The organism is Phorcysia thermohydrogeniphila, assembly GCF_004339575.1.
Lineage (GTDB): Bacteria > Aquificota > Aquificia > Desulfurobacteriales > Desulfurobacteriaceae > Phorcysia > Phorcysia thermohydrogeniphila.
The window spans coordinates 211,762-235,386 of the sequence record NZ_SMFV01000001.1; the positions used below are offsets into that span (position 1 = coordinate 211,762).

General features: G+C 44.6%; 26 protein-coding genes. 3 read left to right on the top strand and 23 right to left on the bottom strand.

Translation table 11 applies throughout. The features are described from left to right. Positions 1-5: 5 nt before the first annotated feature. From ndk to CLV27_RS01135, 12 genes are all read right to left on the bottom strand, one after another. Positions 6-431 carry a nucleoside-diphosphate kinase gene (ndk, locus tag CLV27_RS01080; protein ID WP_132524942.1) on the bottom strand — a complete coding sequence of 142 codons (426 nt, stop codon included), beginning with the start codon at positions 429-431 and terminating at the stop codon, positions 6-8. Between the two features lie 179 nt (positions 432-610). Beyond that, a complete protein-coding gene (locus tag CLV27_RS01085) occupies positions 611-1,324 on the bottom strand; it encodes an endonuclease V (RefSeq protein ID WP_132524944.1) in 714 nt (237 codons plus the stop codon). 86 nt (positions 1,325-1,410) lie between these two features. After that, complete coding sequence (locus CLV27_RS01090) at positions 1,411-2,481, bottom strand: LptF/LptG family permease (protein ID WP_132524946.1); 1,071 nt, start codon at positions 2,479-2,481, stop codon at positions 1,411-1,413. After that, the gene (locus tag CLV27_RS01095; protein ID WP_132524948.1) at positions 2,475-3,554 is read right to left on the bottom strand and encodes an LptF/LptG family permease; all 1,080 of its coding nucleotides are present in this window, start codon (positions 3,552-3,554) and stop codon (positions 2,475-2,477) included. The genes CLV27_RS01090 and CLV27_RS01095 overlap by 7 nt, the downstream gene beginning before the upstream one ends. Positions 3,555-3,560: 6 nt before the next feature. Then, complete coding sequence (gene secF, locus CLV27_RS01100) at positions 3,561-4,445, bottom strand: protein translocase subunit SecF (RefSeq protein WP_132524950.1); 885 nt, start codon at positions 4,443-4,445, stop codon at positions 3,561-3,563. Positions 4,446-4,462: 17 nt separating this feature from the next. Next, the gene (gene secD, locus CLV27_RS01105; protein ID WP_132524952.1) at positions 4,463-6,133 is read right to left on the bottom strand and encodes a protein translocase subunit SecD; all 1,671 of its coding nucleotides are present in this window, start codon (positions 6,131-6,133) and stop codon (positions 4,463-4,465) included. A gap of 13 nt (positions 6,134-6,146) precedes the next feature. Then, a complete protein-coding gene (locus tag CLV27_RS01110) occupies positions 6,147-6,818 on the bottom strand; it encodes an HD domain-containing protein (RefSeq protein ID WP_132524954.1) in 672 nt (223 codons plus the stop codon). Then, positions 6,778-7,509 carry a biotin--[acetyl-CoA-carboxylase] ligase gene (locus CLV27_RS01115; RefSeq protein WP_132524956.1) on the bottom strand — a complete coding sequence of 244 codons (732 nt, stop codon included), beginning with the start codon at positions 7,507-7,509 and terminating at the stop codon, positions 6,778-6,780. Before CLV27_RS01115 ends, CLV27_RS01110 begins: the two co-directional genes overlap by 41 nt. Next, positions 7,509-9,089, bottom strand: a complete 1,581-nt coding sequence (gene gpmI, locus CLV27_RS01120; protein ID WP_132524958.1) for a 2,3-bisphosphoglycerate-independent phosphoglycerate mutase — start codon at positions 9,087-9,089, stop codon at positions 7,509-7,511. The genes CLV27_RS01115 and gpmI overlap by 1 nt, the downstream gene beginning before the upstream one ends. A gap of 35 nt (positions 9,090-9,124) precedes the next feature. Then, complete coding sequence (gene truA / locus CLV27_RS01125) at positions 9,125-9,877, bottom strand: tRNA pseudouridine(38-40) synthase TruA (RefSeq protein ID WP_132524960.1); 753 nt, start codon at positions 9,875-9,877, stop codon at positions 9,125-9,127. 9 nt (positions 9,878-9,886) lie between these two features. Beyond that, the gene (locus tag CLV27_RS01130) at positions 9,887-10,576 is read right to left on the bottom strand and encodes a hypothetical protein (protein ID WP_132524962.1); all 690 of its coding nucleotides are present in this window, start codon (positions 10,574-10,576) and stop codon (positions 9,887-9,889) included. Next, the gene (locus CLV27_RS01135) at positions 10,561-11,751 is read right to left on the bottom strand and encodes an AAA family ATPase (RefSeq protein WP_132524964.1); all 1,191 of its coding nucleotides are present in this window, start codon (positions 11,749-11,751) and stop codon (positions 10,561-10,563) included. Before CLV27_RS01135 ends, CLV27_RS01130 begins: the two co-directional genes overlap by 16 nt. Before the next feature lie 89 nt (positions 11,752-11,840). Between CLV27_RS01135 and CLV27_RS01140 the strand changes: the two genes are divergently transcribed. The 3 genes from CLV27_RS01140 to rsmA all read left to right on the top strand — a co-directional run bounded on the left by CLV27_RS01140 (position 11,841) and on the right by rsmA (position 15,408). Further along, positions 11,841-12,437: a LolA family protein gene (locus CLV27_RS01140; RefSeq protein WP_132524966.1), complete on the top strand. Its 597-nt coding sequence runs from the start codon at positions 11,841-11,843 to the stop codon at positions 12,435-12,437. Between the two features lie 186 nt (positions 12,438-12,623). After that, on the top strand, positions 12,624-14,669 hold the full coding sequence (locus CLV27_RS01145) for a molybdopterin oxidoreductase family protein (RefSeq protein ID WP_132524968.1): 2,046 nt from the start codon (positions 12,624-12,626) through the stop codon (positions 14,667-14,669). Next, on the top strand, positions 14,662-15,408 hold the full coding sequence (gene rsmA, locus CLV27_RS01150; RefSeq protein ID WP_132524971.1) for a 16S rRNA (adenine(1518)-N(6)/adenine(1519)-N(6))-dimethyltransferase RsmA: 747 nt from the start codon (positions 14,662-14,664) through the stop codon (positions 15,406-15,408). The genes CLV27_RS01145 and rsmA overlap by 8 nt, the downstream gene beginning before the upstream one ends. Here the strand turns inward: rsmA and hslO are convergent. Genes hslO through fabF form a run of 11 tightly spaced genes read right to left on the bottom strand, consistent with a single transcriptional unit; the run spans position 15,405 to position 23,562 of the window. Further along, positions 15,405-16,403 carry an Hsp33 family molecular chaperone HslO gene (gene hslO, locus CLV27_RS01155; RefSeq protein ID WP_132524973.1) on the bottom strand — a complete coding sequence of 333 codons (999 nt, stop codon included), beginning with the start codon at positions 16,401-16,403 and terminating at the stop codon, positions 15,405-15,407. The genes rsmA and hslO overlap by 4 nt on opposite strands. Then, positions 16,396-16,926: an NTPase gene (locus CLV27_RS01160; RefSeq protein WP_132524975.1), complete on the bottom strand. Its 531-nt coding sequence runs from the start codon at positions 16,924-16,926 to the stop codon at positions 16,396-16,398. The genes hslO and CLV27_RS01160 overlap by 8 nt, the downstream gene beginning before the upstream one ends. Beyond that, a complete protein-coding gene (locus CLV27_RS01165; protein ID WP_243644829.1) occupies positions 16,923-17,729 on the bottom strand; it encodes an MBL fold metallo-hydrolase in 807 nt (268 codons plus the stop codon). The genes CLV27_RS01160 and CLV27_RS01165 overlap by 4 nt, the downstream gene beginning before the upstream one ends. Continuing rightward, the gene (gene lpxA / locus CLV27_RS01170; protein ID WP_132524979.1) at positions 17,726-18,502 is read right to left on the bottom strand and encodes an acyl-ACP--UDP-N-acetylglucosamine O-acyltransferase; all 777 of its coding nucleotides are present in this window, start codon (positions 18,500-18,502) and stop codon (positions 17,726-17,728) included. The genes CLV27_RS01165 and lpxA overlap by 4 nt, the downstream gene beginning before the upstream one ends. Beyond that, complete coding sequence (gene fabZ / locus CLV27_RS01175) at positions 18,502-18,939, bottom strand: 3-hydroxyacyl-ACP dehydratase FabZ (RefSeq protein WP_132524981.1); 438 nt, start codon at positions 18,937-18,939, stop codon at positions 18,502-18,504. Before fabZ ends, lpxA begins: the two co-directional genes overlap by 1 nt. Further along, a complete protein-coding gene (gene ispF, locus CLV27_RS01180) occupies positions 18,930-19,427 on the bottom strand; it encodes a 2-C-methyl-D-erythritol 2,4-cyclodiphosphate synthase (RefSeq protein WP_132524983.1) in 498 nt (165 codons plus the stop codon). Before ispF ends, fabZ begins: the two co-directional genes overlap by 10 nt. Continuing rightward, positions 19,428-20,339, bottom strand: a complete 912-nt coding sequence (locus CLV27_RS01185) for a response regulator (protein ID WP_132524985.1) — start codon at positions 20,337-20,339, stop codon at positions 19,428-19,430. Then, positions 20,336-21,040, bottom strand: coding sequence for a hypothetical protein (locus tag CLV27_RS01190; protein WP_132524987.1), 705 nt, complete (start codon positions 21,038-21,040; stop codon positions 20,336-20,338). Before CLV27_RS01190 ends, CLV27_RS01185 begins: the two co-directional genes overlap by 4 nt. Positions 21,041-21,060: 20 nt before the next feature. After that, the gene (locus CLV27_RS01195) at positions 21,061-21,630 is read right to left on the bottom strand and encodes a nucleoside triphosphate pyrophosphatase (protein WP_132524989.1); all 570 of its coding nucleotides are present in this window, start codon (positions 21,628-21,630) and stop codon (positions 21,061-21,063) included. Further along, positions 21,611-22,318, bottom strand: a complete 708-nt coding sequence (rnc, locus tag CLV27_RS01200; protein ID WP_132524991.1) for a ribonuclease III — start codon at positions 22,316-22,318, stop codon at positions 21,611-21,613. Before rnc ends, CLV27_RS01195 begins: the two co-directional genes overlap by 20 nt. 11 nt (positions 22,319-22,329) lie before the next feature. Continuing rightward, complete coding sequence (gene fabF, locus CLV27_RS01205) at positions 22,330-23,562, bottom strand: beta-ketoacyl-ACP synthase II (RefSeq protein ID WP_132524993.1); 1,233 nt, start codon at positions 23,560-23,562, stop codon at positions 22,330-22,332. Positions 23,563-23,625: the final 63 nt, after the last annotated feature.

Below are 23,625 nucleotides of genomic sequence, written 5' to 3' on the forward strand. Positions count from 1 at the left end.
CTCCTTTACTGCTCGTGAATCTCAAGCTGATTAAAGAAGAAAGGAATCTCATAAGCAGCAGACTCAGGAGAGTCGGATGCATGAACGGCGTTCCTTCCTACGTCAGTTCCGTACTTCTTCCTGATTGTACCCTCAGCAGCCTTAGCCGGGTCTGTAGCACCTATGATTTCCCTTACCCTTGCAATAGCGTTCTCTCCCTCAAGAACCATAGGAACACAAGGACCAGAGGACATAAAGTCTGTAAGCTCATCGTAGAAAGGCCTATCCTTGTGAACGATGTAGAACTTCTTGGCCTGTTCCTTTGTAAGGTGAACCATCTTTATCGCAAGGAGTTTCAGGTCGTTCTCCTGAAAAATCCTGATGATGTCCCCTACTGCGTTCTTCTTCACAGCGTCAGGCTTGATAATTACAAGAGTCCTCTCAACAGCCATTACTTCCCTCCAACCTTGAAATTTGACCTGAATTATACCTTAATCTATCTACCCACTACAAACAGCATAAGGTACTCTTTACGCCACTTATTATCGGTTTTAATCCTATTTCTGTTAGACCCTTTCTTTTTTCCTTAAACAGTGAATCTATTGGACAGTAGAATTTTGGACAGCGCAAGCTAAAATAGGGATTTATCGGAATTTGTTGGTTTCCCGTTACAGGCGTTTTGTATCCCTTTCCTTATTTTCTGCAAATAGTTGTGGGCGAGGCGGGTTGGTTCTGGGAGTTTGTATTTTGTAACAAGGGAATTTACTAATGGAATAACTTCTTCAAAGGTTATTAAATTACCGGGAGATACGTAAACGGGCTTTACGTTGTTTTTTGTTCTTAAGACAAAGCCAATTAGTTCTTGTGTTTTAGGGTCTACGATTTTCTCGTAACATCCTTTCTCTTTACAGGGCTCTTTGAACTTGCCGTAGAGGGGTTTTTTGGCACAGCCTACGGTTGGGACTTTTTCTACTATGCCAAAGTGGGTAGCTATTCCAAGCCTCCTTGGGTGAGCTATTCCGTGGCCGTCTACGATTACAACGTCCGGTTTGTTTTTTAACTTTCTAAAGGTTTTAACAAGGAGAGGAATCTCCCTAAAGGCCAGAAAGCCGGGATAGTAGGGAATTTTTATCTCTAAGACTTCCCACTGAACTTCTACGAGGGAGAGCTCCGGCCACTTCAAAACTACAAAAGCTCCTATCCCGAGGGTTGGAGTTTTATAAGGGTCAAGGAAAGTAAGGTCGCAGCCAGCAACGAGTTTAGGTTCTTTTTTAAGGGGGTTAAGCTCTATTTTCTTTCGGAGTTCTTTTTGTGCCCTCTTAGCCTTAGAGAGGTTAAACTTCAATAATTCCTCCTATTTCTTTTTTAGGAAATCTAATTCAGATATTTTGCCAAAGAACAGCAAGGACTTTCATGAAGTATTATATAAAGTTAAGTTTCTGTCCTTGCTAAAAGGACAAGCCCTACGGAAAGGAAGAGGAATAAGGGAGCAAAGGCTGAATAGAATGGAGGCAGAACTCCACTCTTACCAAGGCTTAGGAAGAAGGAAATCGTTATCCACATTGAAACTATTAAGAGGACTGCTATGACGAGGGTGTAACCCTTTCTGTTACGGGGGTTAAAAACTCCTAAAGGGATGCCTATAACTGCCACAACTACAGGCAAAAAGGAGAGGGAGAGTTTTGAGTACATTTCAACAAGGAAAGGAGTGACGTCGTAGCCTATCTTCCCGAGCTGTTTGACAAAGAGGAAGAGTTCCACGACCCCCATCGTCTCCGGCTCTATTTTGGAAAATACAAGGTCATTCCTGTCTATCCCAAGGTTTACCTCCATTTTCTTCCTAAATTTAAGGGACAGCTTTTCAAGATTCCTAAGGTAACACTTTTTTAGCTCCCAAGTAGAACCTTCTACATTCTCTCCAGACTCTGCATCAATTCTCTCTACCGGTACAAAGTTTGGAGTTACCTTAAAGATGGAAATTCTTTCAGCCCTTCCAGACTCTGGGAAAAAGCGTTCCATATAGACAAAGCGGTTATCGGCTGTCCTAAACCACAAAGAACCGGCCGAAACGAAAAGTTCTTTCTTTTTCTTGCCAAGGGCTTTAAACTTAATCTCGTTTGCTACTTTAACGGTAGGAGGAACGATAAATTCCTGTAAAAACAAGGAGGTAAAGGAGGCGGCAAGTCCTAAACAGATTATCGGTAGTGAGAACCTATAAACGCTTATACCTAAGGCCTTGACGGCCGTTAGCTCGCTTGTTGACGAAAAAGAGGACATAGTTACCATAGTGGCAATCAGAACGGCTATCGGTATTACACGAACGGCGTAAAGTGGTAACCTTGATAAAACGTAGGTGAACCCTTCCTTTAACCCTGCCTTCATGAAAGTATCAACGTTGCTTACGAAATCTATCACGACAAAAAGGACAAGAAATGTAGAGAGAGCAAGGATAAAGAACTTAAAGGACTCCTTAAAAACGTACCTGTCTAAAGTCTTTACCATCTTCCACCAATGTCAAAGCGAAGAGTTTCCTTGATAGCCTGCCTATAGAGGTAAGCTGTCAATAAAAGGAATACAGCATCGGGCAGTAACGGCAGGAAAACCATACCGCTTTTTAAGGCTATCTTTTTTGAGAAGGTATAGAGAATGTAGTAACTAACAATTATTCCAAGGCTTATAACTACACCCGTGCCTAGAGAGCCTCTCGGTATCAGAACGGCTATGGAGAAGGCGAGAATTCCGACTATAGCCGGAGCAAAAGCCAAACCTACCCTTTTGATAAGCTCAACTTTAGACTCTTTTCCATCCATAGAGAGGAGCTGAAAAAAGTCTTTGTATTTAACAGCCTTAAACTGTTCTCTCTCCGAAAATTTGTAAAGTTTAACCGTATAGTTCTTAAAGTTTAGGAGTTTAAACTCAGAAGGTCTTTGCCAGTTTAGAACTTGGGCACTTCCATCCTCTATATCAAGGAACACGGTGTCTCCTTCCGTTCTCAGAACTCCTTTTTTTGCAAATATTGTCACAAGCTCCTTGTTCCTGCCTATAGTTACCATGAAGTTCTCAAGGTAGCCTTTCTTAGGGTATATCTTTTCGGCGTAAAAGGTTACTCCGGGGAAATTGGAGCTAAAGCTCTTTGGGGTTATGCTCATCGTTATCTTCTTTTTAAGGAGTTCCTCTATCTCCTTCTTCATAGCAACGTTGCTCTTTGGCATAAGGAACATCAGTGAAAAAAAGGAAAGGAGCGAAAAGAGGAGTCCAAGGGCAAAAACGGGCTTTGAGAGCTCCTTTAAGCTTACTCCACAGGATCTCAGGGCTATGAGCTCGTTGTTGCTACCCATCTGTATGAATACGATTAAAACGGAAAGGACAAAGGACATGGGAATAGTGATTCCGAGAAAGGCAGGAACGGCCTTTAGGAGGACTGAGAAAAAGTCAAGAGCTGAAACTCCTTGCCCTAAAACGGTTTCTGCAATACTTGAAGCTCTATCCATTAAGATTACGAAAATGAAAAGTCCAAGGGTTAAGAAGAAGACTCTGAGTATCTCAAGAGAAACATATCTGTGAACTATCTTCATATCAGACTATTTCATCTTCTTAACGTATTTGTACCAGTCAACAACAATAGCGCTCGCTATAAAGATAGAAGAGTAGGTACCGACTATGATTCCAACAAGGAGAACAAAGGCAAAGTCGTTTATCACTCCACCACCGAAGAGGTAAAGGCACAGAACAACGAAAAAGGTGGTTAAGGAGGTAATCAAGGTTCTTGAAAGTGTTTGATTTATACTGTCGTTAACGAGTTCTTCAAAGGGCTTGCTCCGCAGCAAAACCTTCATGTTTTCCCTAATCCTGTCGTAAACGACGATTGTGTCGTTGATTGAGTAACCGATAACTGTAAGGAGCGCCGCAATTACGGGAAGGCTGAATTCCCTACCAACAGACATGAATATACCAATGGTTGCAAGTGTATCGTGAACAAGAGCTAAGATAGCTCCAAAGGCAAAAATCGGTTCAAAACGCCAAGCGACGTAAAGAAGAATGCCAATGAGGGCATAAATTAAGGCCATAGTTCCCTTCTCTCGGAGCTCCTTACCGACTGTAGGACCTATCATCTCAACCCTTCTTATCTCTGCCTTACTCCCGAAGGCCTCCTTTACAGTATGGGTTACCTTCTCAGTAACCTTGTTGGGGTCGCCAATAACAGGAGCTTTTATCAAGAACTCGTTCTCACTCTCAATGTTTTGAACTGTAACGCCGTCCACTTTACCCTTAAAGAGCTCCCTAAGCCTTCCCGTCGTTATTCCCTCTTCCTCTACCTTAACCTGAACGAGAACACCACCGGTAAAGTCTATACCGAACTGAGGACCTTTCACGAAGACACCGTAAACCCAAGAACCTACTATCAGGAGCAGGGAAATCGCGTAGGCTAAGTACCTCTTTCCTATGAAGTTAAACTTCCTCTTCATTAGCAGCTCCTTAAAGCTTAGATGCTGAAGATGTTTCTCTTGTACTTCACTATCACATCAAGGAGAACTTTCGTAACAAAGACGGCAGTAAACATACTTGAGAGAATACCGAGTGAAAGGGTAACGGCAAAACCTTTAATAGGACCTGTTCCAAACTGGAAGAGAACGGCAGCCGCTATGAGAGTTGTGACGTTTGCGTCAATAATCGTTCCCCAAGCTCTGGAAAAACCTGCCTCAACCGCAGAAAAGAGGTTCCTTCCTTTCCTAAGCTCTTCCCTTATCCTCTCAAAGATTATAACGTTGGCGTCAACGGCCATACCAATCGTGAGGATAAAACCGGCAATACCCGGAAGGGTTAACGTAGCACCAAGCAAAGCTAGGGAGGCCCACAAGATACAGACGTTCATAAGGAGAGCTAAGTCTGCGATAACGCCGGAAAGCTTGTAGTAGACAATCATGAAGAGCATAACGAGGATAAGACCTGCTATTCCGGCCTTTACTCCCTTCTCTATGGACTCCTTTCCAAGGGAAGGACCTACTGTTGTTTCCTCTATGATTTTAACCGGAGCAGGCAGAGCTCCAGCTCTAAGGACAATTGAGAGATCCCTCGCCTCCTGATAGGAGAACTGTCCCGTAATCTGTCCCCTCGCTCCTATAGCAGAGCGAATCGTAGGAGCAGACTGAACTTTACCGTCAAGGACTATGGCAAGGCGTGTCCCCACGTGCTTTGACGTGTAGGCTTTAAATATCCTTGCCCCTTCAGAGTTAAGCTCAAAGCTAACGGCAGGCATGCCGTACTCATCGGTGCTCGGGTAGGCGTCTTTGAGGTAAGCTCCCGTGAGTATCGGCTCTTTCTTAACTATGAAGAAGGTATATCCAACCACCTTTCCTTCTTTGTTTTTAATCTCCTGAATGAGAAGCTGCTGGTCTTCAGGAACTTCTCCGCCAAACTTTCTGACAAGCTCCTCTAAATTTTTCACTTCTATCTTTTCTTCTTTATCGCCCTTTATAAGGAAAAACTTTGGCCCAAAGGGTGAGGGCTTCACCGCCACGGTTGCCATAGAAGGAATAGTCCCTTTTAGTTTCGTAATTAGCTCGTCGGGCGTCCTTGCAACGTCAACAACTTCTTTAAACTCAAGCTTTGCAACTTTTCCTATTACCTTTTTAGCTCTCTCGGGGTCCTTTATTCCGGGGAGTTCAACTATGATTCTGTCCTTCCCGTTCCTTACAATTACCGGCTCGGCGACTCCAAGCTCGTCAACCCTGTTCCTTATCGTCTCAAGGGCTTGCTCTGCGAGCCTGTCAACCTCCTTCGTTACGTAGGAAGGCTTTATCTTAAGGAGTATTCTGTTTTCGGAAGTGGAAATCTCAAACATCTCACCGTAATCGTCCTTTATCATCTCTACAGCCTGAGGGACGTTCTCCGAGTCAAGGAGGAGGAGCTCTATATTCTTTCCATCCCTTTTGGCGCTTAAAAGGGGAATGTTCTCCTCCTCAAGTTTGTTCTTTATCTCTGCAAGGGCTGCTGAAACCTCGTCCTGAAGAGCTTTTTCAATATCTACCTGAAGGACAAGGTGCGTTCCCCCCTGAAGGTCAAGACCGAGAGTAACCGGCTTTGTAAGGACAACGTAAATGGAAGATATGAGAGCAATCAGGACAACCGCTATACGGAGCTTTAGGCTTTTCATTACATCCTCTCCCTTAGAGGTCTGTGCCGTTAATCCTTAGCCTGAACCTGAAACCAAGCCTTTCAGTCGCCTTCCTGCACATTTCCATACGGGGCTGAAAGATACTAAAGTAGTCAAGAAGGTCTGAAATTTCAGTATCTATCCTTAGAACAAGGCGTATTATACGATTTTCTTTCTCAACCTCTAAACCGCTGTAGAGGACAGCGTAGTTTACCCTATCGTGGATGTCCTCCCTGATGGTTTTCCTGCTTCTAACCCTGTTCCTGTGAACGTGGGCCTTATCGGCTATAACGACTGCAGCTGCAACTTCCGTTGCCGGGAATCCGGTTTTTTCCTCGTGGTTCCCTATGGCAAAGGTTATCTCTGTCAAGTCGTCGTCAAGGAAACCTTTTCCTTTAAGGAGGTCGTAGGCGATGAGAGCTCCACTCTGGGCATGGCCGTGACGGGATACAACGTGGCCGATATCGTGGAGAAGGCCGGCTATACCTGCAAGCTCTGCCTTCCTCTTGTCCCCTATCGTCTCAAGTATCAGGAAACGGGCTTTTTTAGCCACCCAAGCAACGTGCTTAATGCCGTGGTCGGTGTATCCCATGTGTTTAAGGAAGTAGTCTGCTCTGCTTATATAGTAGAGAATTTGGGGGTCCTTAAGGAGCTCCCTGTAAGTTGGAAACTCTATTTCCTTCATCGTTAAACCTCACGCTTACTTCTGCCGAAAAGAGCCTCTTAAGCTCTCCATCCTTCTCAAGCAAAAGATAACCTTCCCTGTCAATACCGAGAGCTTTCCCAGTATAGCAAAATCCGTTTTCAAGAACAGTTACTTCCTTCCCAATCATCGGGCAGAAAGACTCAAACTCTTTAACGTCAAAAGTTCCCTCCCTTAATTTTTCATAGTAGAGGATAAGGTTCTGGGATACCTTGAGAGCAAGCTCCCCTATATCGCAACGAATTCCTTCTACAAGGAGGGAAGTAGCAGGGTGGGAAAGTCCTTGGAGCTCTTGCAGAGTATAGGAAACGTTAACGCCAACGCCTACGATAAGCCTATCGGAAAGGTTCTCCGGCAAAATGCCGGCAACTTTTTTACCGTTAACGTAAACATCGTTTGGCCACTTTAGGTAGAAGTCATCCTTAAACTCTTGGAGAGCTCTCAGAACAGCTACTCCAAAGGCAAGACCTGCAAGGGAGCTCTTCTTTGGGTGGAGAGGCTCAAAGAGCCCAGAAAGGTAGAGTCCTTTGTCGGGAAGGGAAAGCCAGCTCTTCCCCCTCCTCCCCTTACCTCCAGTCTGTCTCCTTGCGACTACAAAGAGGTTGCTTCTGAAAGGTATCCTCTTAAGGTACTCGTTTGTAGAGTCAACCTCCTCTAAGAAGACGAGCTCCATTAAAAGTCCCCGTAGACAATCACGTCACCTGTCATCTCAGGGGGTATCTCCTCTCCAAGGATGTGGAGGATTGTAGGAGCTATATCTCCGAGGATTCCAACAACGGGAATGCCGTCAAACTCTTCTGGGAGCTCCACGTCGTTCTTAGTTCTCCTCTTTACCCCGTAAGCTCCACACATTCCCTTTATAACAACGAAGGGAACGTAGTTTGTCGTGTGGGCTGTCCAAGGGTTACCCGTTTCAGGGTCTATCATCTGCTCAGAGTTTCCGTGGTCTGCCGTAACTATGCAGATACCACCTTTCTCCAAGGTCGCCTTAACAACCCTCTTCAAACACTTATCAACGGCCTCTATGGCCTTTATCGCCGCCTGTAAGTTTCCAGTATGGCCAACCATATCTGGGTTTGCGTAGTTTAGAACTATGAGCTTGTACTCCCCGCTGTTTATCCTCTCAACGACTTTGTCCGTTACCTCGTAAGCGCTCATTTCAGGCTTTAAGTCGTAAGTGGCAACCTTTGGAGAAGGAACGAGAATCCTATCCTCTCCGGGGAAAGGTTCTTCCCTTCCACCGTTAAAGAAGTAGGTTACGTGAGCGTACTTCTCCGTCTCTGCAATCCTTAGCTGTTTATAGCCAAGCTTGGAGATTACTTCACCGAGAACGTTCTTAAGGTCCTGTGGTGGAAAGGCCACGTCAAAGGGGAAAGTCTCATCATAAAGAGTCATGGTTGCAAGGTATGTCGGTTTAACTCTATCCCTTTCAAAGCCGTTAAAGTCGTCAAGACCAAAGGCAGAGACAATCTGCCTCATCCTGTCAGCACGGAAGTTAAAGAAGAAGAGGACGTCTCCATCTTCAACCAAGCAGTCAGGAGAAATAACGTAAGGCTTGACGAACTCGTCGGTTTCTCCCTTCTCGTAAGCTTCTTGGAGAGCTCTCAGCGGATCGTTACACTTTTCGCCTTCGCCCAAGACCATAGTCCTGTAAGCTTTTTCCGTCCTGTCCCAGCGCTTATCCCTGTCCATGTAGTAGTAACGGCCACCAAGGGTCGCTATTTTTCCAACTCCGAGCTCCCTCATCTTTTCAATGAGAGCTCTTAAATACTTCTCGGCGCTCTTTGGTGGTGTATCCCTTCCGTCAAGGATGGCGTGAACGCAAACCCTATTCAGGCCTACCTTTTTTGCCATCTCAAGGAGTGCAAAGAGGTGCTCTATGTGGCTGTGAACTCCACCGTCTGAGAGGAGTCCTACAAGGTGGAGCTTCTTACCTTTCTCTTTGGCTACATCAAAAGCCTTCCTGATAACCGGGTTATCAAAGAACTCACCGTTCTTTATGGATTTACTTATCCTCACAATATCCTGCCAGACTATCCTTCCAGAACCGATGTTCATATGGCCGACTTCTGAGTTACCCATCTGGCCTTCTGGAAGTCCAACGGCCTCCCCGGAGGCTTTGAGGAGAGCTCTCGGATAGGTACTCCAGATGTAGTCCCAGAAAGGAGTATTGGCCAAGGCAATTGCGTTTCCTTCCCTCTTAGGGCTGTAACCGAAACCGTCAAGAACTATCAGCGTAACGAACTCAGCCATTTCCGTCTCCCGCTCTCCGTAATTGAAAATTGTTCTCAGTAAGGATAGTCCCCGTAGTAGACTTTTTCAAGGTAAAGGCCGTCCGGCGGAGCTAAGAAGGGTGCAAAAGTGCGATCCCTCTTTTCCCTGATAAACTCTACGTCCTCAGGCCTTAACCTTCCCTTCCCAACTTCAACCAAGACAGCAGTCATAACCCTTACCATGTGGCGAAGGAAAGATTTGCCAAAGAAAACAAACTCAACAACGTCTCCCTTCTTTAGGATTTCTATAGCGTTAACCGTCCTTACAGGGTTAACCTGCTTCCTCTTGTCTGCCTTTGAGAAGGATGTAAAGTCGTAAGTTCCTATGAGGTACTTTTTCGCCTCCTCCATAGCGTCAAAGTCAAGCTCGTAGGGGAGAAACCACGCCCTTTTATACTCAAAGGGGCTCGGCACTTTCCTGTTAAATACCCTGTAACGGTAGCGCTTTCCTTGAGCACTCCTCCTTGCGTCAAAGTCTAAAGGAACTTCTTCAACGTTAACAATTTTTATATCTGGGGGAAGTAAACCGTTCAGGGCAAGCTGTATTTTGTAAAGGGGAATGTCCTTTTCTGTCTTAAAGTTTGCCACCTGTCCGAGGGCGTGAACGCCTGCATCCGTCCTGCTCGCCCCTGTAAGCTTAACCGGATGGTTGAGGATTTTCTCAACGACTTCCGTTATCTTACCTGCAACTGTCGGCTTTCCCGGCAAGATTTGCCAGCCGTAGTAGTTCGTCCCCAAGTACTCTATGGTGAGCTTAACGTTCCTCATAACTCATTGTTAGGCTTCAATCGTTGAAATTATGCGTTTTAACCTCTCACATCCTCCAACAAAACTCCTATTTTTACAACACTCCGCTTCTTTAATAGAAACCTTTATTTTTGAAGATGTAATATCAAGAAGCTTCTCATAGGCTAACACTATCTTCGCTCTCAAACGGAACTCGTGTTTTCCCCTTTCCTTGCTTAATAAAAGTACTGGAAAAGGTTCTAAGGTCATAAATAACTTTTTCGCAAATTCTTCATACTTCTCCTTAGGCGGGTATAGCAGAACAAAGCAAATAACTTCCTTTGCTTCTTTCCAGAGTGTTTTATATTCCTTGCAAAATTCTACAAACTTCTTCACTACCTTTTTACAATAATCTTCTGCAATTTTCTCCAATCTCTCTTCATTAATTTCTCCGTTCTTAAACAAGTCTCGGTAAGGTTTCCCATCTTTTTTGGTTGGAACAAAACGTTTATACTCTAAAGCCAAAATAACGATAGGTTCTTCCTGTGGAAACTCTACTACAACATCTATTTTAGGAGTAGAAGCTCTACCAATAACAGAATCTTGATGTTTTGACCAAGCCTCGTAGTGGAAAACGTCCATATCCAACAAAGTTTCATACTCTTTTTCTCTACAAGGGAATTCCTTTCTTTCATCAAGTTCCTTTAACTTTTTCCTGAATACCGCTAAATCACCCTCCATAAAGGCTCTCCCAACAGGTCAAAAATCATTCCTACATTATCATTAGCACATTTTAATTGGCCATCCTCCGCTAAATAAAAGTCAACCTTCTCAGAAATTTGTTCAGTATAGTAACGCAGAGCTTGGACTATGTAAGGACTGTGGGTTGTTAGCAGTATCCTAGTCCCTAAGGTTTTGTGTATCTCCACTAAAATCCTCACGTATTCAAGTTGCCACTTAGGATGAAGGTGAACTTCCGGCTCGTCAATTATAAGAATGGAGTTATAGGAAACTGTTCCATTTTCTAAAAGCAACAAGAGAATTCCGAAAGATTTTATTCCCGTTGCTGTGCCAAGCATTCTAAAAATTCTTCCTTCTTTTTCAAACAAAATCTCATCCTTCTCTAACTTAAGGTTTCCTCTTATAATACTCTTTATCTCCTTGGCAATCTCTAAACCATCTTCCGCTTTCTTTTCTCTTAACAGCTTTCTAACTAAATCCCTCATTATAAAAGGATATGGATACTTCAACCTATCCTTTTTTTTAATCACCAATCTATAGAAGAACTCAACCAAGTCCATAACAACGGGTGTACATATCAAAGTTGCATCTTTAAAAGGCCTAACTTTTTTACCATTTACTTCAGGGACACTGTCGTAAAAGGAAACGGATTCTGAAGTCAGTAGAACCTTATAGAGCTCTGTCCCATCTTCAGCTAAAAGGTATACCTCTCCTTTTTCATTCTCAGAAATTAAAGCGTCCAGAGCTCCAAAGTTATAAAGTACCTGACTGTAAAATTCCCGCCTTCTCCTTTCAAAAAAAGCTTTTTCCTCATTAACCCAAAGTTCCAGTTCCTTCACTTCTTTTCCTAATTCCTTACCTAATCCCTTACCGAAAAGAAGGTTATACAACTTTTCCACGTGTTTTTTAGATTTTACATCTTCTGGAATCTCCTTAACCAAGGAAGGTACAGTTTGGACTAACTTTGTTTTTATCTTCTCCAATAAACCTTTTCTTTTACCCTCCATGTAACTTTCAAGCTTATGTTCTGCTATATTATCCGCCTTAACTATAGAAAAAAGCATTTTTCCTACTGTGCTTTTTCCTGAATCATTTTCACCGGCAATGAGAGTTATACCACGCAAGTTAATATCTGCCGATTTTATAAGTCCTATATTTTTTAGAGTTAACCTCATCTTTTACTACTCCACCTTACTTGGTTGGGCAAATTTTATCACACAAAAACCATGTTAGAATCTTCCCGCAAATTTCACGGGAGTAAACTATGAGAAGACTTTTAACTGTTCTCTTCATCATCCTAACCGCTCAACCTGCCAGTGCAGACCTTAAGTGCTTCTTAGAGAAGCTAAAAAGTGTAAAGTCTATGAAGATACTTTTTAGCCAGAGGACAAAGCTCCCCGTGGCAGGTGACGAGGTAGACCTTTATAGTGGCGTGATTTACTACAAGAGGCCTTTACACTTTAGGTGGGAGTACAAAAAGGGTAGTGATATCCGAATTATTTCCAACGGGGAGCTCCTTGAAGTTATCTTCCCCTCAGAAAAGGAGTGTCAGGTTACAGAGCTCTCAGCCCCCAGCACCGTATTCCCGCTGTTCCAGATTATTGAAAATCCGGAAAACCTTCGGAAACTCTTTAAAGTCTTAAAGGAGAGTAAGGACGGCGACAGCTGGGTGGTGGGGCTCTCCCCAACTTACAAGGATTCTACCTTTGAGAGAGTTACCCTATTCATTGACGGTAGCTGTAACCTCAGAGCCATAAAAACCTACCAGTTTGACGGAACGGAAGCCACCTACATTTTTAGAGAGGTAACTATAAATGAGGAATTACCGGAGAAGCTCTTTGAATTAGAAGCGTGCGAGTAAGGTTTAGGCCGGCAAAAAGCCGGCCACGGAGGGTACCATGGGAATTGGAAGGTTGAAGGATGGTTTTTATTAATTTATGCGTTTATAAGAAAGTGTCAAGTATTGAATGATAACTTCTTCTTAAAGGAATAATCATCGCTAAAAGGTTAGGTTAAAATTAGTTCACTCTTCTGTGGAGGAACAGTTTTGAAGAGAACCGTCTGCACGTACTGCGGAGTTGGATGTGAAATAGGGTTTGACCCTGTAGAGGAAAAAGTTATACCTCTCAAAGAGGGCGTGGTAAGTAAGGGAAAGCTCTGCATAAAGGGTAATTTTGGCCACGAGTACATCAACCACGAGAGCAGAATAAGGGGAACTCTCGTCAGAAAATCTTTCCTCCAATCCTTTGGTCTTTCTCCAGAAAACTTTGAGGAGCATGACGAAAACTTTGTAAGAGTTCCCTACTCCTTGGCCTACGACCTTACGGCTAAAAAGCTTAAAGAGATAAAGGAAAAGTACGGAAGGCACTCCTTTGCTGCCATCGGTGGAGCAAGGACAAACTGTGAAAGCGCCTACCTTTTCCAGAAGTTTACAAGGGAAGTAATGGAGTCCCCCAACGTTGATAACTGTGCAAGGATATGCCACGCCCCAAGCCTTAGAGGGTTAAAGGAAACGGTCGGGGAAGGAGCTGCAACTGCTCCCTTTGATGAGATATACAACGCAGAGCTCATCGTCGTAATTGGCTCTAATACAACAGAAGCCCATCCAATTGTTAGCCACAGGATAATTGAGCAAGTCAGGAAAGGTGCAGAGCTTACCGTAATAGACGTAAGGGAAATTGGCCTCTTTAGGTTTGCAAAGCATAAGCTCCTGATTCCCTTTGACTCTAACCTACTCGTCCTAAACGCAATCGCAAGGGTAATCGTTGAAAGGGAACTCTACGATAAAGAGTTCATAGAAAAAAGGACCGTAGGGTTTGAGGAGTTTAGAAAAGAGCTCTTAAATGACAACCTTTCTAAACCGGAAACTTTTAAGAAACTTCCCGGCTACGAACACCTCTTTAAGGCCATTCCAGAACTTGCAAGGGATATAGCAAGGAAGAAAACCGTTTTCCTGTGGGGACTTGGAGTAACAGAGCACACAGACGGTAGCAAGGCCGTTATGGCAATTGCAAACCTTGCCCTTTTAACCGGTAACGTAGGAAAGCCCGGCACAGGTCTAATGCCCCTAAGGGGACAGAATAACGTTCAGGGAGCTTGTGATGTTGGAATGCTCCCCTACTACCTTCCCGGATACAGGAAGCCAAAAGAAATCGGACTAACAACCCCAGAGGTCATAGACGCCATCTTAGAGGGAAAGGTTAGAGCTCTCTGGGTAATGGGCGAGGACATTGCCCACGTCCACGCAAACCAGAGTAAGATTCACGGAGCTCTCCAAAAACTGGACTTCTTAGTCGTCAATGAGCTCTTCCCTTGTGAGGTAACAGAATTTGCCCACGTGGTCTTTGGGGTTAAAAGCTGTTACGAGAAGACAGGCGTATACATAAACGCAGAAAGGAGACTCCACCTTTCTGAGCCCCTATACACCTCAGAACTTCCAGACGACTGGGAAGTTATAGCCGAAGTCTCAAAAAGGCTTGGGAAAGACTTTGGGTTCAGAACCTCTGAGGACGTCTGGAACAGCCTGAGGGAGGAAGTCCCTAAGAAGTTTGGAGGGGCAGACTACAAGACCCTTAGGGAAAACTTTTTAAACGCTCCCCAGTGGCCTGTAATAGACGGGAAAGGAACGAAAATCCTCCACAGGGAAAAGTTCTCAACAGAAGACGGGAAAGGACACCTTAGGTTTAACCCCTATAAGCCCCAAGGAATGGTTAAGGAGCTCCTTGAAAAAGGAGAGTTCTCAGACTTTTACCTAACGACCGGCAGAATACTCCTTCACTACAACAACGCAAACCAGACCGGAAGGTGCAGGACATTAAACAAGTTTAAGCTCTTTAAAGAGGACGTTGTTTACGCAAGCGAAGAGGACAGGGAAAGGCTCAAAAACGCCAAGAGAGTAAAGCTTATCTCTCCCTACGGGGAGTCCGCCCCTCTGCCGGTGGAGTTTAACAGGCACATTAAGAAGGGAACTCTCTTTGTCTCATTCCACAGGGCAAAGAGTAAGGTTAATTTCCTCTTTGGAGACGAAGCTGACGAGTTTGTAAAGACGGCCAAGTTTAAATCCATTAAGGTAAAGGTAGAGGTCGTTGAGTAGGTTAAAGAAGTCCTTAGGACAGCACTTTTTAAGGGACAAGAACGTAGTAAAGAGAATCGTTGACGCCGGAAAGCTCAGCCCTGAGGATAGAGTCCTTGAGATAGGGCCGGGAGGGGGAGCTCTAACTGAGGAGATAGTCAGCAGAAACCTCAAGGAGTTTATAGCCGTTGAGATAGACCCAGAGTGGGTAAGCTTTTTAACAGAAAAGTTCGGAGATAAGGTAAAAATCATTAACGCAGACGCTACAGATTTTGACTTTTCTTCCTTAGGAGGGAAGTTCGTCTACTTTGGAAACCTCCCCTACAACGTCTCAACGGCCATACTCAGGAATCTACTTACCCACAGGAAAACCCTTAAAAAGGGTATCTTTATGGTTCAAAAAGAAGTTGCAGACAGGCTAACGGCAAAAAAAGGAAAAGAGTACGGCTACTTTCCCGCACTCCTTTCGCTCTTTTTTGACATAAAGAAGCTCTTTAACGTTCCCCCCAAGGCCTTCATCCCCCCTCCGAAGGTTATGTCAACAGTCATAGAGGTAACACCAAAAGAGTTTGAAATAGAAGAGAAAGAGATAAAGGAGTTTGAGAGCTTTTTAAAGAGAGCTTTCTCCCAGAGGAGGAAAAAGCTTAAGAAGAACCTCGGGCTAAAGGAGCTCCCGGAGGAACTAAAAGAGTTTAAAGACAAGAGAGCAGAAGAAATACCCCCGGAAGAGCTCCTAAGAATTTTTAGGCTTTTACGTTAATTATCTCCCGATTTCTTCTCCTTCAGTATCTCCTCAAGCTCCTCTCTGCTGAAGAAGTACTCTTCATTACAGAAGTTGCACCTTATAGTTACGCCACCTTCCTCTATGAGCTCCTTTAAATCCTTTTCGGGAAGGGCGATAACCCCACCCTTTGCAACTTCCTTAGAACACTTACACTTAAAGGAGAGCTCCTTTAAGGCCAAGATGTGGGGAGTGAAACCTTCAAAGAGGAGCTCAACGATTTCTTCTGGCCTCTTTCCCTCCTTTATAAGGGCGCTGACCGGGGGGAGCTTCTTTACGTTCTCTTCAAGCTTTTCTATGGCCTTATCGGACGCTCCCGGAAGGGGCTGAACTAAGAAACCTCCGGCAGCCTCAACTTTTCCGGTCTCACCGACTAAAACGCCAATTGAAACGGCAGAGGGTATCTGCTCAGACTTTAAAAGGTAGTAGGCGATGTCCTCGGCTATCTCTCCCGAAACGAGGGGAACGGAGCTCTCGTAAGGCGTTCCAAAACCAAAGTCCTTAACGACAGTTAAAAAGCCACTACCGACAGCTCTACCTATGTCAAACTTCTTCTTTCCGTTTACTTCCTTCACAAAAGTTTCAACCTGAGGGTTCTTAACAAATCCCCTTACGTTCCCCTTAGCGTTCGCCTCTGCTACCACGAGCCCAATAGGGCCGTCACCTTCAATCCTTAAAAGTAACCTTTGGTCGCTTGCGTGCTTTAAAAGGGAGGTTAAGAGAAGAGCTCCTGTTAGGGCTCTCCCGAGAACTGCCGTTGCTATTGGGGATGTTTTGTGTCTAAGTCTTGCTATATCGCAAAGGTTTGTAGTCTTAACAACAAAAGCCCTTAAAGCGTCTTCCTCCGTTACGGCTATTACGCCGTAGTCCCTGTCCTGAAAGTAGCTTTTTAGGTCTGACTTTACCTCCTCCGTAAGCTTTTTCATAAGCTTTTCTCTATCTGGAACTCCTACATTTTTCTCCTTCTTATCCATCTCCTTCCTCCAAGAGTTTTAAGACTTTATCGGGAACAGAGTCCCTGTTCTCAACAGTTAAACTTATAACGACACTACCTTTAAAACTACGAATCCGTCTGATTATCGGATGAACGTCCTTTACAGGAATCGTCAAAAGGGCGCGATTTTCGCTGTTTAGTAACTTTTCAACGAGCTTTACAAATTTTTGTGAAAGGAGCTCCATCTTACCCACTTCGTCAACAATCAACACCTTTTCAGTTTCGGTTAGAGCCCTCTCAAGGAAAGGAACAACCGTTTCCTCAAAACCTTCCACGTTCACCCTGTACCTACCGACTCTAAAAGGTGAGTTAAAGTCAACTGAGGCCAAGAGCTCCTCCTCCCCGTCAGTCCTAACAACCTTAAATCCCCACCGTTTCCCCGACTTCCTTATCTCTTCAGTCCAGAAACCAACAGCCTTTTCACCGAGTCTTTCTACAACCCTCTTTACTGCCGTCGTCTTACCCACTCCGGGTTTTCCCGTAAGAACGACCTTTAAGCTCACCTCTGCCTCACAACCTGCAGGGTCTCAAGGTCAAGAACCATATTGTCGTAGGCTGCAAGAACTTTTATACCCGTTCTCTCAGAAATCCTTTTGGCCAACTCCCAAGGCTTTGCCTCTATCATCGTCCTTCCAAAGTGGGTAAGAATTGCAAGCTCTGGCTTTACGTTCGCAATTATCATTTCAGCTTCAGGGATAGAGAGGTGGCTTATGAGGGGATTTTTCTCCTTCATAGTTACGTTAAGGATTAAAAGATCCTTTGCAGAAGCGTAGCTTTCCTCTATTCCATCAAAATAAGCTGTATCGGATACGTACCCTATACTTCTCTTCCAGTTAAAGATCATTCCGTAGGTTTCAACGCCGTGGACGTGGCGAACGGGAAAGGTAACTGAAACAGACTCGGTGAGCTCCACAGTTAAACCTTCCTCTATGACTATCGTCTCCTCTATATTTCCCCTCGTGAACTGAAGGACAACAGGGTCAATCTCAAGGGCGTCCCTCGGGCAGATGAGCCTTCCCCTCTTTTTCTTTCCTCCGAGAGTCATTGACTCAAGGATGTGGTTAACGTCGGCACAGTGGTCTAAGTGGCGGTGAGAGAGGATTACGGTATTTGTCCAGTGGGGTTCTATACCCTTTCTATGAGCGTGGATGAAAGCCCCGGGGCCGGGGTCAACGTGAACGTTATGGCCGTCAAAGTTAAAGTAGAGTCCTCCTGCCTGACGGCGAAAACCAAAGGCAACGTACCTTGCACCGGCAGTTCCAAGGAAAACCAGTTTATTCTTTAAGGTTTCCTCCGTTAACTTCAAGCCGGACAGATACCTCTCCTGCTCTTTCTGATGAACTCAACAAAGTCAAGGACTTCAGGAACGTCTTTAAACTCTTCTTCTACTTTCTTGAGGGAAACCTGAAGAGGCTCGTCCGTCTTAAAGACCATCTCAAAGGCGGTGGTGAGAGCTCTTATCGTCTCCCTTGGAAAACCTCTCCTTTTCAATCCCACTATGTTTATTCCCTCAAGCCTTGCCCTATTACCTTGTGCCATAACGAATGGAGGAACGTCCCTATGAACGGCAGAGGCTCCTCCAACCATAGCGTGCTTGCCAATCCTGACGAACTGGTGAATGCCGGTTAAGCCGCCAACAATGGCGTAGTCCTCTATTTCAACGTGGCCGGCAATCTGAACGGCATTAGCTACTATAACGTTATTACCTATTATGACATCGTGAGCAACGTGAACATAGGCCATTAAGAGGACGTTATCACCTATTTTTGTAACCATTCCACCGCCTTCAGTGCCCCTGTGAATCGTTACGTACTCCCTTATCTTTACCCTGTTGCCTATAACGACCTTTGAAGGCTCTCCCTTGTACTTTAAGTCCTGAGGCTCTACCCCTATGGTGGCACTGAAGATGGTGCACTCCTCTCCTATCGTCGTGTCACCTTCTATAACAGCACCCTGCCTGATAACCGTGTTCTTTCCAATTTTTACCTGACTCCCTATGTAAACGTGAGGCCCTACAACAACCCCTTCGTCAAGCTCAGCACCTTTCTCTACAATTGCCGTTGGGTGAACCTTTACCATCACTTCCTCACTATCATTGCCATAAGTTCAGCTTCGCAAACGAGTTCCTCATCTACGTAAGCTTTACCGTCAAGCTTTGAAAGCTTTTTCTTTATTACTTTCGGTTCTAAAACAAACTTTACCGTATCACCGGGACGAACAGGTTTCCTAAAGCGAGCCTTATCAATTCCCATAAAGTAAACAACGTACTCCTCAGGAGTTAAATCAAAGGACTTAAACATCAGGACGCAGCCAACCTGTGCCATTGCCTCTAAGAGGAGAGCTCCGGGCATTATCGGATGTCCCGGAAAGTGCCCCTGAAAGAAAGGTTCATTTATAGTCACATTCTTTATTCCAACAATTCTTTCTTTTGGAACAAACTCTACGATTTTATCTACAAGAAGGAAAGGATACCTGTGGGGGATAAGTTTCATTATCTCCATTATGTTCATTTCCATTGACTTCCTCCTTGCTGCTCCTTTAGTAGAACAACGGCATAGGCGGAGATACCTTCCTCTCTACCCTCAAAGCCGAGCCTCTCTGTAGTAGTGGCCTTTATGGAAACGAAATTTTTATCTATTTTGAGAATTTTTGCAATATTCTCCCGCATTAATTCCTTGTAGGGTTTTAGCTTTGGCCTCTGAGCAACGACTACAGCGTCAACGTTGTGAACTACGTACCCTAAGGAGTTTACCTTCTCGTTAACCTCTTTAAGGAGCTTAAGGCTTGAAATACCTTTGAAGCGCTCGTCGGTGTCTGGGAAGTGTTCCCCTATATCGCCTAAAGCGAGGGCTCCCAAAATTGCATCACATATGGCGTGAACAAGAACGTCCGCGTCTGAATGTCCCTTTAGTCCTTTTTCGTGAGGTATTTCAACGCCACCAAGAATTAATCTGTACCCCTCCTCTAACCTGTGGACGTCGTAGCCGATACCAACCCTAAACATTTAAGCAAGCCTGCTCTTTATGAGCTTCTCTATTTCCTCCCTTATTACTTTCTCTGCAATTTCTGGAACTACTTCCCAAACAACCTCTCTTATTATGTTCTCTACAAGTTCCTTATTGGATAATAACTCCTGCACTTCTGCCTTGGCTGCCTCTCCTACCCTCTCTTCCACTTTTTCCTTTGCAGTTTCAACCACTTTCTTCTCAACCTCAGGTACCTCTTCTTTTTGAACAGGTATCTCCTCAGGCTGAATGCCAACTTCACCTAAATCTATTACATTTTCTTCCTCTGCTTTCTCGGGCTGAATGGTTACCTCTTCAAGCTGAACCTCTGGTTCTACCTTTGCTACCTCAGGCTCAGATTCAATCTCTATGGGTATTACCTCAAGCTCCTGCTTCTCCTCAGTCTCAGAAGGTATCTGGAGCTCTATCTCAGGAACAGACTCAACAGGAGATAGCTCTTCCAACTTCGGCTCAGCCGGCTTAAACTCCTCCTTCTCCTCCTTAGCTCCCGGCGGAACAGTAAACACAAGCTCCAGTTCCTCTTCCTTCTTGAGCTCAGGTAGCTTAGCCTTCAGCTCCCTCAGAGAAGCAATAAGCTCGTCAACTGTAAAAGGCTTCTTTAAAAGTTTTGCTGCCCCGAGAGTCTTTAAACGGCTTGCGTCAAAACCTTCTTTCTCATAACCAATAACGAGAACCGGAACTCCTAAGTTTAAAAGCTGAGGGAGAACGTCATAAGCCTTGGCGTTCTGAACCGTCATATCAAGGATGATTACGTCAGGCTTCTCAGCAACGGCAAGGTTTGATATTTCTTTCGGAGAGTAAGCGTGAACTACCTCAACACCCCTAAGAGAGAGAACCTTCTCCATCAAGATATGCCACGTCTTTTTATCGTCGGCAAACAGAACTTTCATCTTCCAGCTCCCTCAAGTTCTTTCTTTATCCCTGAAAGTAGAACCACAAGTTCCTTTGAGGTAATAGCTTCTCTATCAATAGTTTTGAGCAGCTCGTTTCTATCACTTTCCCTTAGACAGTTTGCCATAACGATGAGTTCGCTCTTCACCATGTTGGCGTTTATCTCTTTTGCAAGCTTTATGGCAGATTCAAGGGAAGTAAGAACAGAAGCTAAATTAGCAGAAGATGTAGAAGTTTTTGGCTGTTCTTTTTGTGCTAAGAGTAGTGACTGCAAGTCGTTCCTTATTATGAGGAGGTTATCTTTAATCTGAGTAAGTAAAGAGTTATCTACTGCTGGTAGGGAGATATCAAACTCCTTTAGTATTTCCACCGACCTTTCAAGAGCTTGACGGCTACTGCCAGTAATTCCAACGTTCTCCATTTCATTTTTAAGGTTCTCAAGTTCCGTCTGGAGCTCACCGAGCCTATCCCTAACTTCGTCTATGCTCTCTCGGGTTAAAACTCCCACCTTTGCTTTGAGCTCGTTTATGATATTCTCCACAGCATCTGCCAAAGTTTCAAGCTTAAGAGTCCTTTTGTCTGGCTCAGATTCTACTTTTTCTTCCTTTTTACCTGTAAACTTCGCTATAAATAGGCCTACAATAATACCTAAAGCTCCAAAAACAGCAGCTACTACCGCCGTTACTACTCCTACATCCATGAGTTTCACCTTCCTAAGTTTTAAGATTCCAGTATAAGTATATCGTAAATTCTACTAATTGGTAAACCCATAACGTTAAAAAAGTCTCCATCTATGCGCTCAATTAGGAGAGCTCCTATCCCCTGAATCCCGTAAGCTCCCGCTTTATCAAGGGGCTCTCCCGTAGAAACGTACCACTCTATCTCTTCAGGACTAAGTCTTTTAAACTTAACTCTACTCTCCTCAAAAGAGCTAATCAGCTTTCCGTTAGGGAAAAGAAGAGCAAATCCTGTAATAACTGTATGCCACCTGCCAGAAAGTCTTTTTAGGTACTCTACCGCTTCCTCTTTACTTTCAGGCTTTCCGAGTATTTCATCCCCAAGAACAACAATCGTATCGGCAGAAAGGGCAACCTCTCCATCTTTTAACTCGTTCTTTACGCTCAGAACTTTCTGTTCAGCGTTCTTTACGGCTGTTTCAACTGGAGTTGAGTAGAGTTTCTCTTCTGCTTTTGCCCTTACTACCCTAAAGTTCACCCCTACCATTGAAAGGATTTCTCTTCTCCTTGGGGAGGAAGAGGCAAGGAGTATATTAAGGTCCGTTAGCCTCATTAATTACCCCCAGAGCTTTGAGCATCTCTTTAGCAGCCTGCTGTTCAGCACTTTTCTTGGATTTCCCGGAGGCAACGGTTCTGAGCTCCTTCACCCTACACTCAACTGTAAAGGTCTTGTCGTGCTCCGGTCCTTCAGACTTAATAAGAGCGTAGGAAGGAATAACCTTAAACTCTCTCTGGGTTATCTCCTGAAGGTAGCTCTTAAAGTCCTTGTAGGTTACGGCGCTCTCTAAAATTTCCCACATTTTTTTTAAAAAGCGCTCTAAGAACACTCTCCTTGCTTCGTAAAAACCACCGTCAAGGTATATTGCCCCAAAGAGGGACTCAAAAACATCACAGAGGAGGGAGGACTTTTTCCTCCCCCCAGAAAGTCTTTCTCCCTTTCCCAAAAGGAGGTAGTTGCCAAGGTCTACAGTTTTTGCAAGCTCAGAAAGAGAGGATTCACTAACAAGGTAGGCCCTTATCTGGGAGAGCTCCCCTTCAGACTTATCTGGAAATCTCTTTATGAGCTCCTCACTGACAATAAGGCCGATAACAGCATCACCTAAGAACTCAAGGACTTCGTAGTTTTCTTTCGTGTCCTTCTCAAAGGCAAAGGAGCGGTGGGTAAGGGCTTTAAGGAGGAGCTCCCTATTCCTAAACCTGTAACCTATCTTCTCCTCAAGCTCTTTGAGCCTGTGGTTCAAGCCAAACCCCGTTAAACTTTCTTTAAGACAAGGCAGGCGTTCGTTCCACCAAATCCAAAGGAGTTCTTGAGAACGTACTTAACGTCCATCTCAATAGCCTCGTTAGGAACGTAGTCAAGGTCACACTCAGGGTCTGGCTCCTCGTAGTTTATCGTAGGTGGGATAATTCCCGTTTTAAGGGTCATAACAGCTGCTATAGTCTCTACGCCTCCGGCAGCTCCTAAAAGGTGTCCTATCATTGACTTAATACTGCTCACTTTGAGCTTGTAGGCATGGTCTCCAAAGACCGTTTTTATAGCCATCGTTTCATAGAGGTCGTTGAACTTAGTAGAAGTTCCGTGGGCGTTCACGTAGTCAATGTCCTCAGGGGATACTCCTGCATCCTTCAGAGCGTTCCTTATAGCTCTTGCAGCTCCCTCTCCGCCGGGAGCTGGAGCAGTCATGTGGTAGGCGTCACCGCTCGTTCCGTAACCAACTACCTCTGCAAGTATCTCTGCTCCCCTCTTCTTCGCGTGCTCGTACTCCTCAAGAACGACGATTCCAGCACCTTCTCCCATTACGAAACCGTCCCTGTTCTTCTCAAAAGGCCTGCTTGCCTTTTCAGGCTCATCGTTTCTTGTTGAGAGAGCTCTTGCTGCTGCAAAACTGGCAATACCTAAGGGGGTAATTGCACTCTCTGCTCCACCAGCAATCATTACATCTGCATCGCCGTAGAGAATTGTCCTGTAAGCCTCTCCAATTGCGTGAGTTCCGGTAGCACAGGCAGTAACAACTGAAATGTTAGGCCCTTTAAAGCCAAACCTTATTGAAACAAGGCCTGAGGCCATGTTGATAATCTCCATAGGAACACAGTAGGGAGAAACTCTCTTTGGCCCTTTTTCAAGGAGAACAGAGTGCTGAGTCTCTATGGTATGAATTCCTCCAATTCCAGAACCGATAAGGACTCCAACTCTTTCGGGGTCAATATTTGAATCCTCAAGGCCGGCGCTCTTCACCGCCTGAACGGCAGCTCCCATAGCAAACTGAATAAAGGGGTCGGTTTTCCTTACATCCTTTTTCTCAAAGTAATCAAGCGGGTTAAAATCCTTTACCTCTGCAGCAATCTGAACGGGAAAATTAGAAACGTCAAATTTTGTAACCTTAGAGACCGCAGACTTACCAGAAGTTATGTTCTCCCAGAACTTCTTCAGGTTACTTCCCGCAGGTGAAACAACGCCCAGTCCCGTAATTACAACTCTCCTCATTACCCGACTCCCGTTAGATTTTTAGCAAATTATAAACTTTTGGCTGCTTTAATGGTATAACTT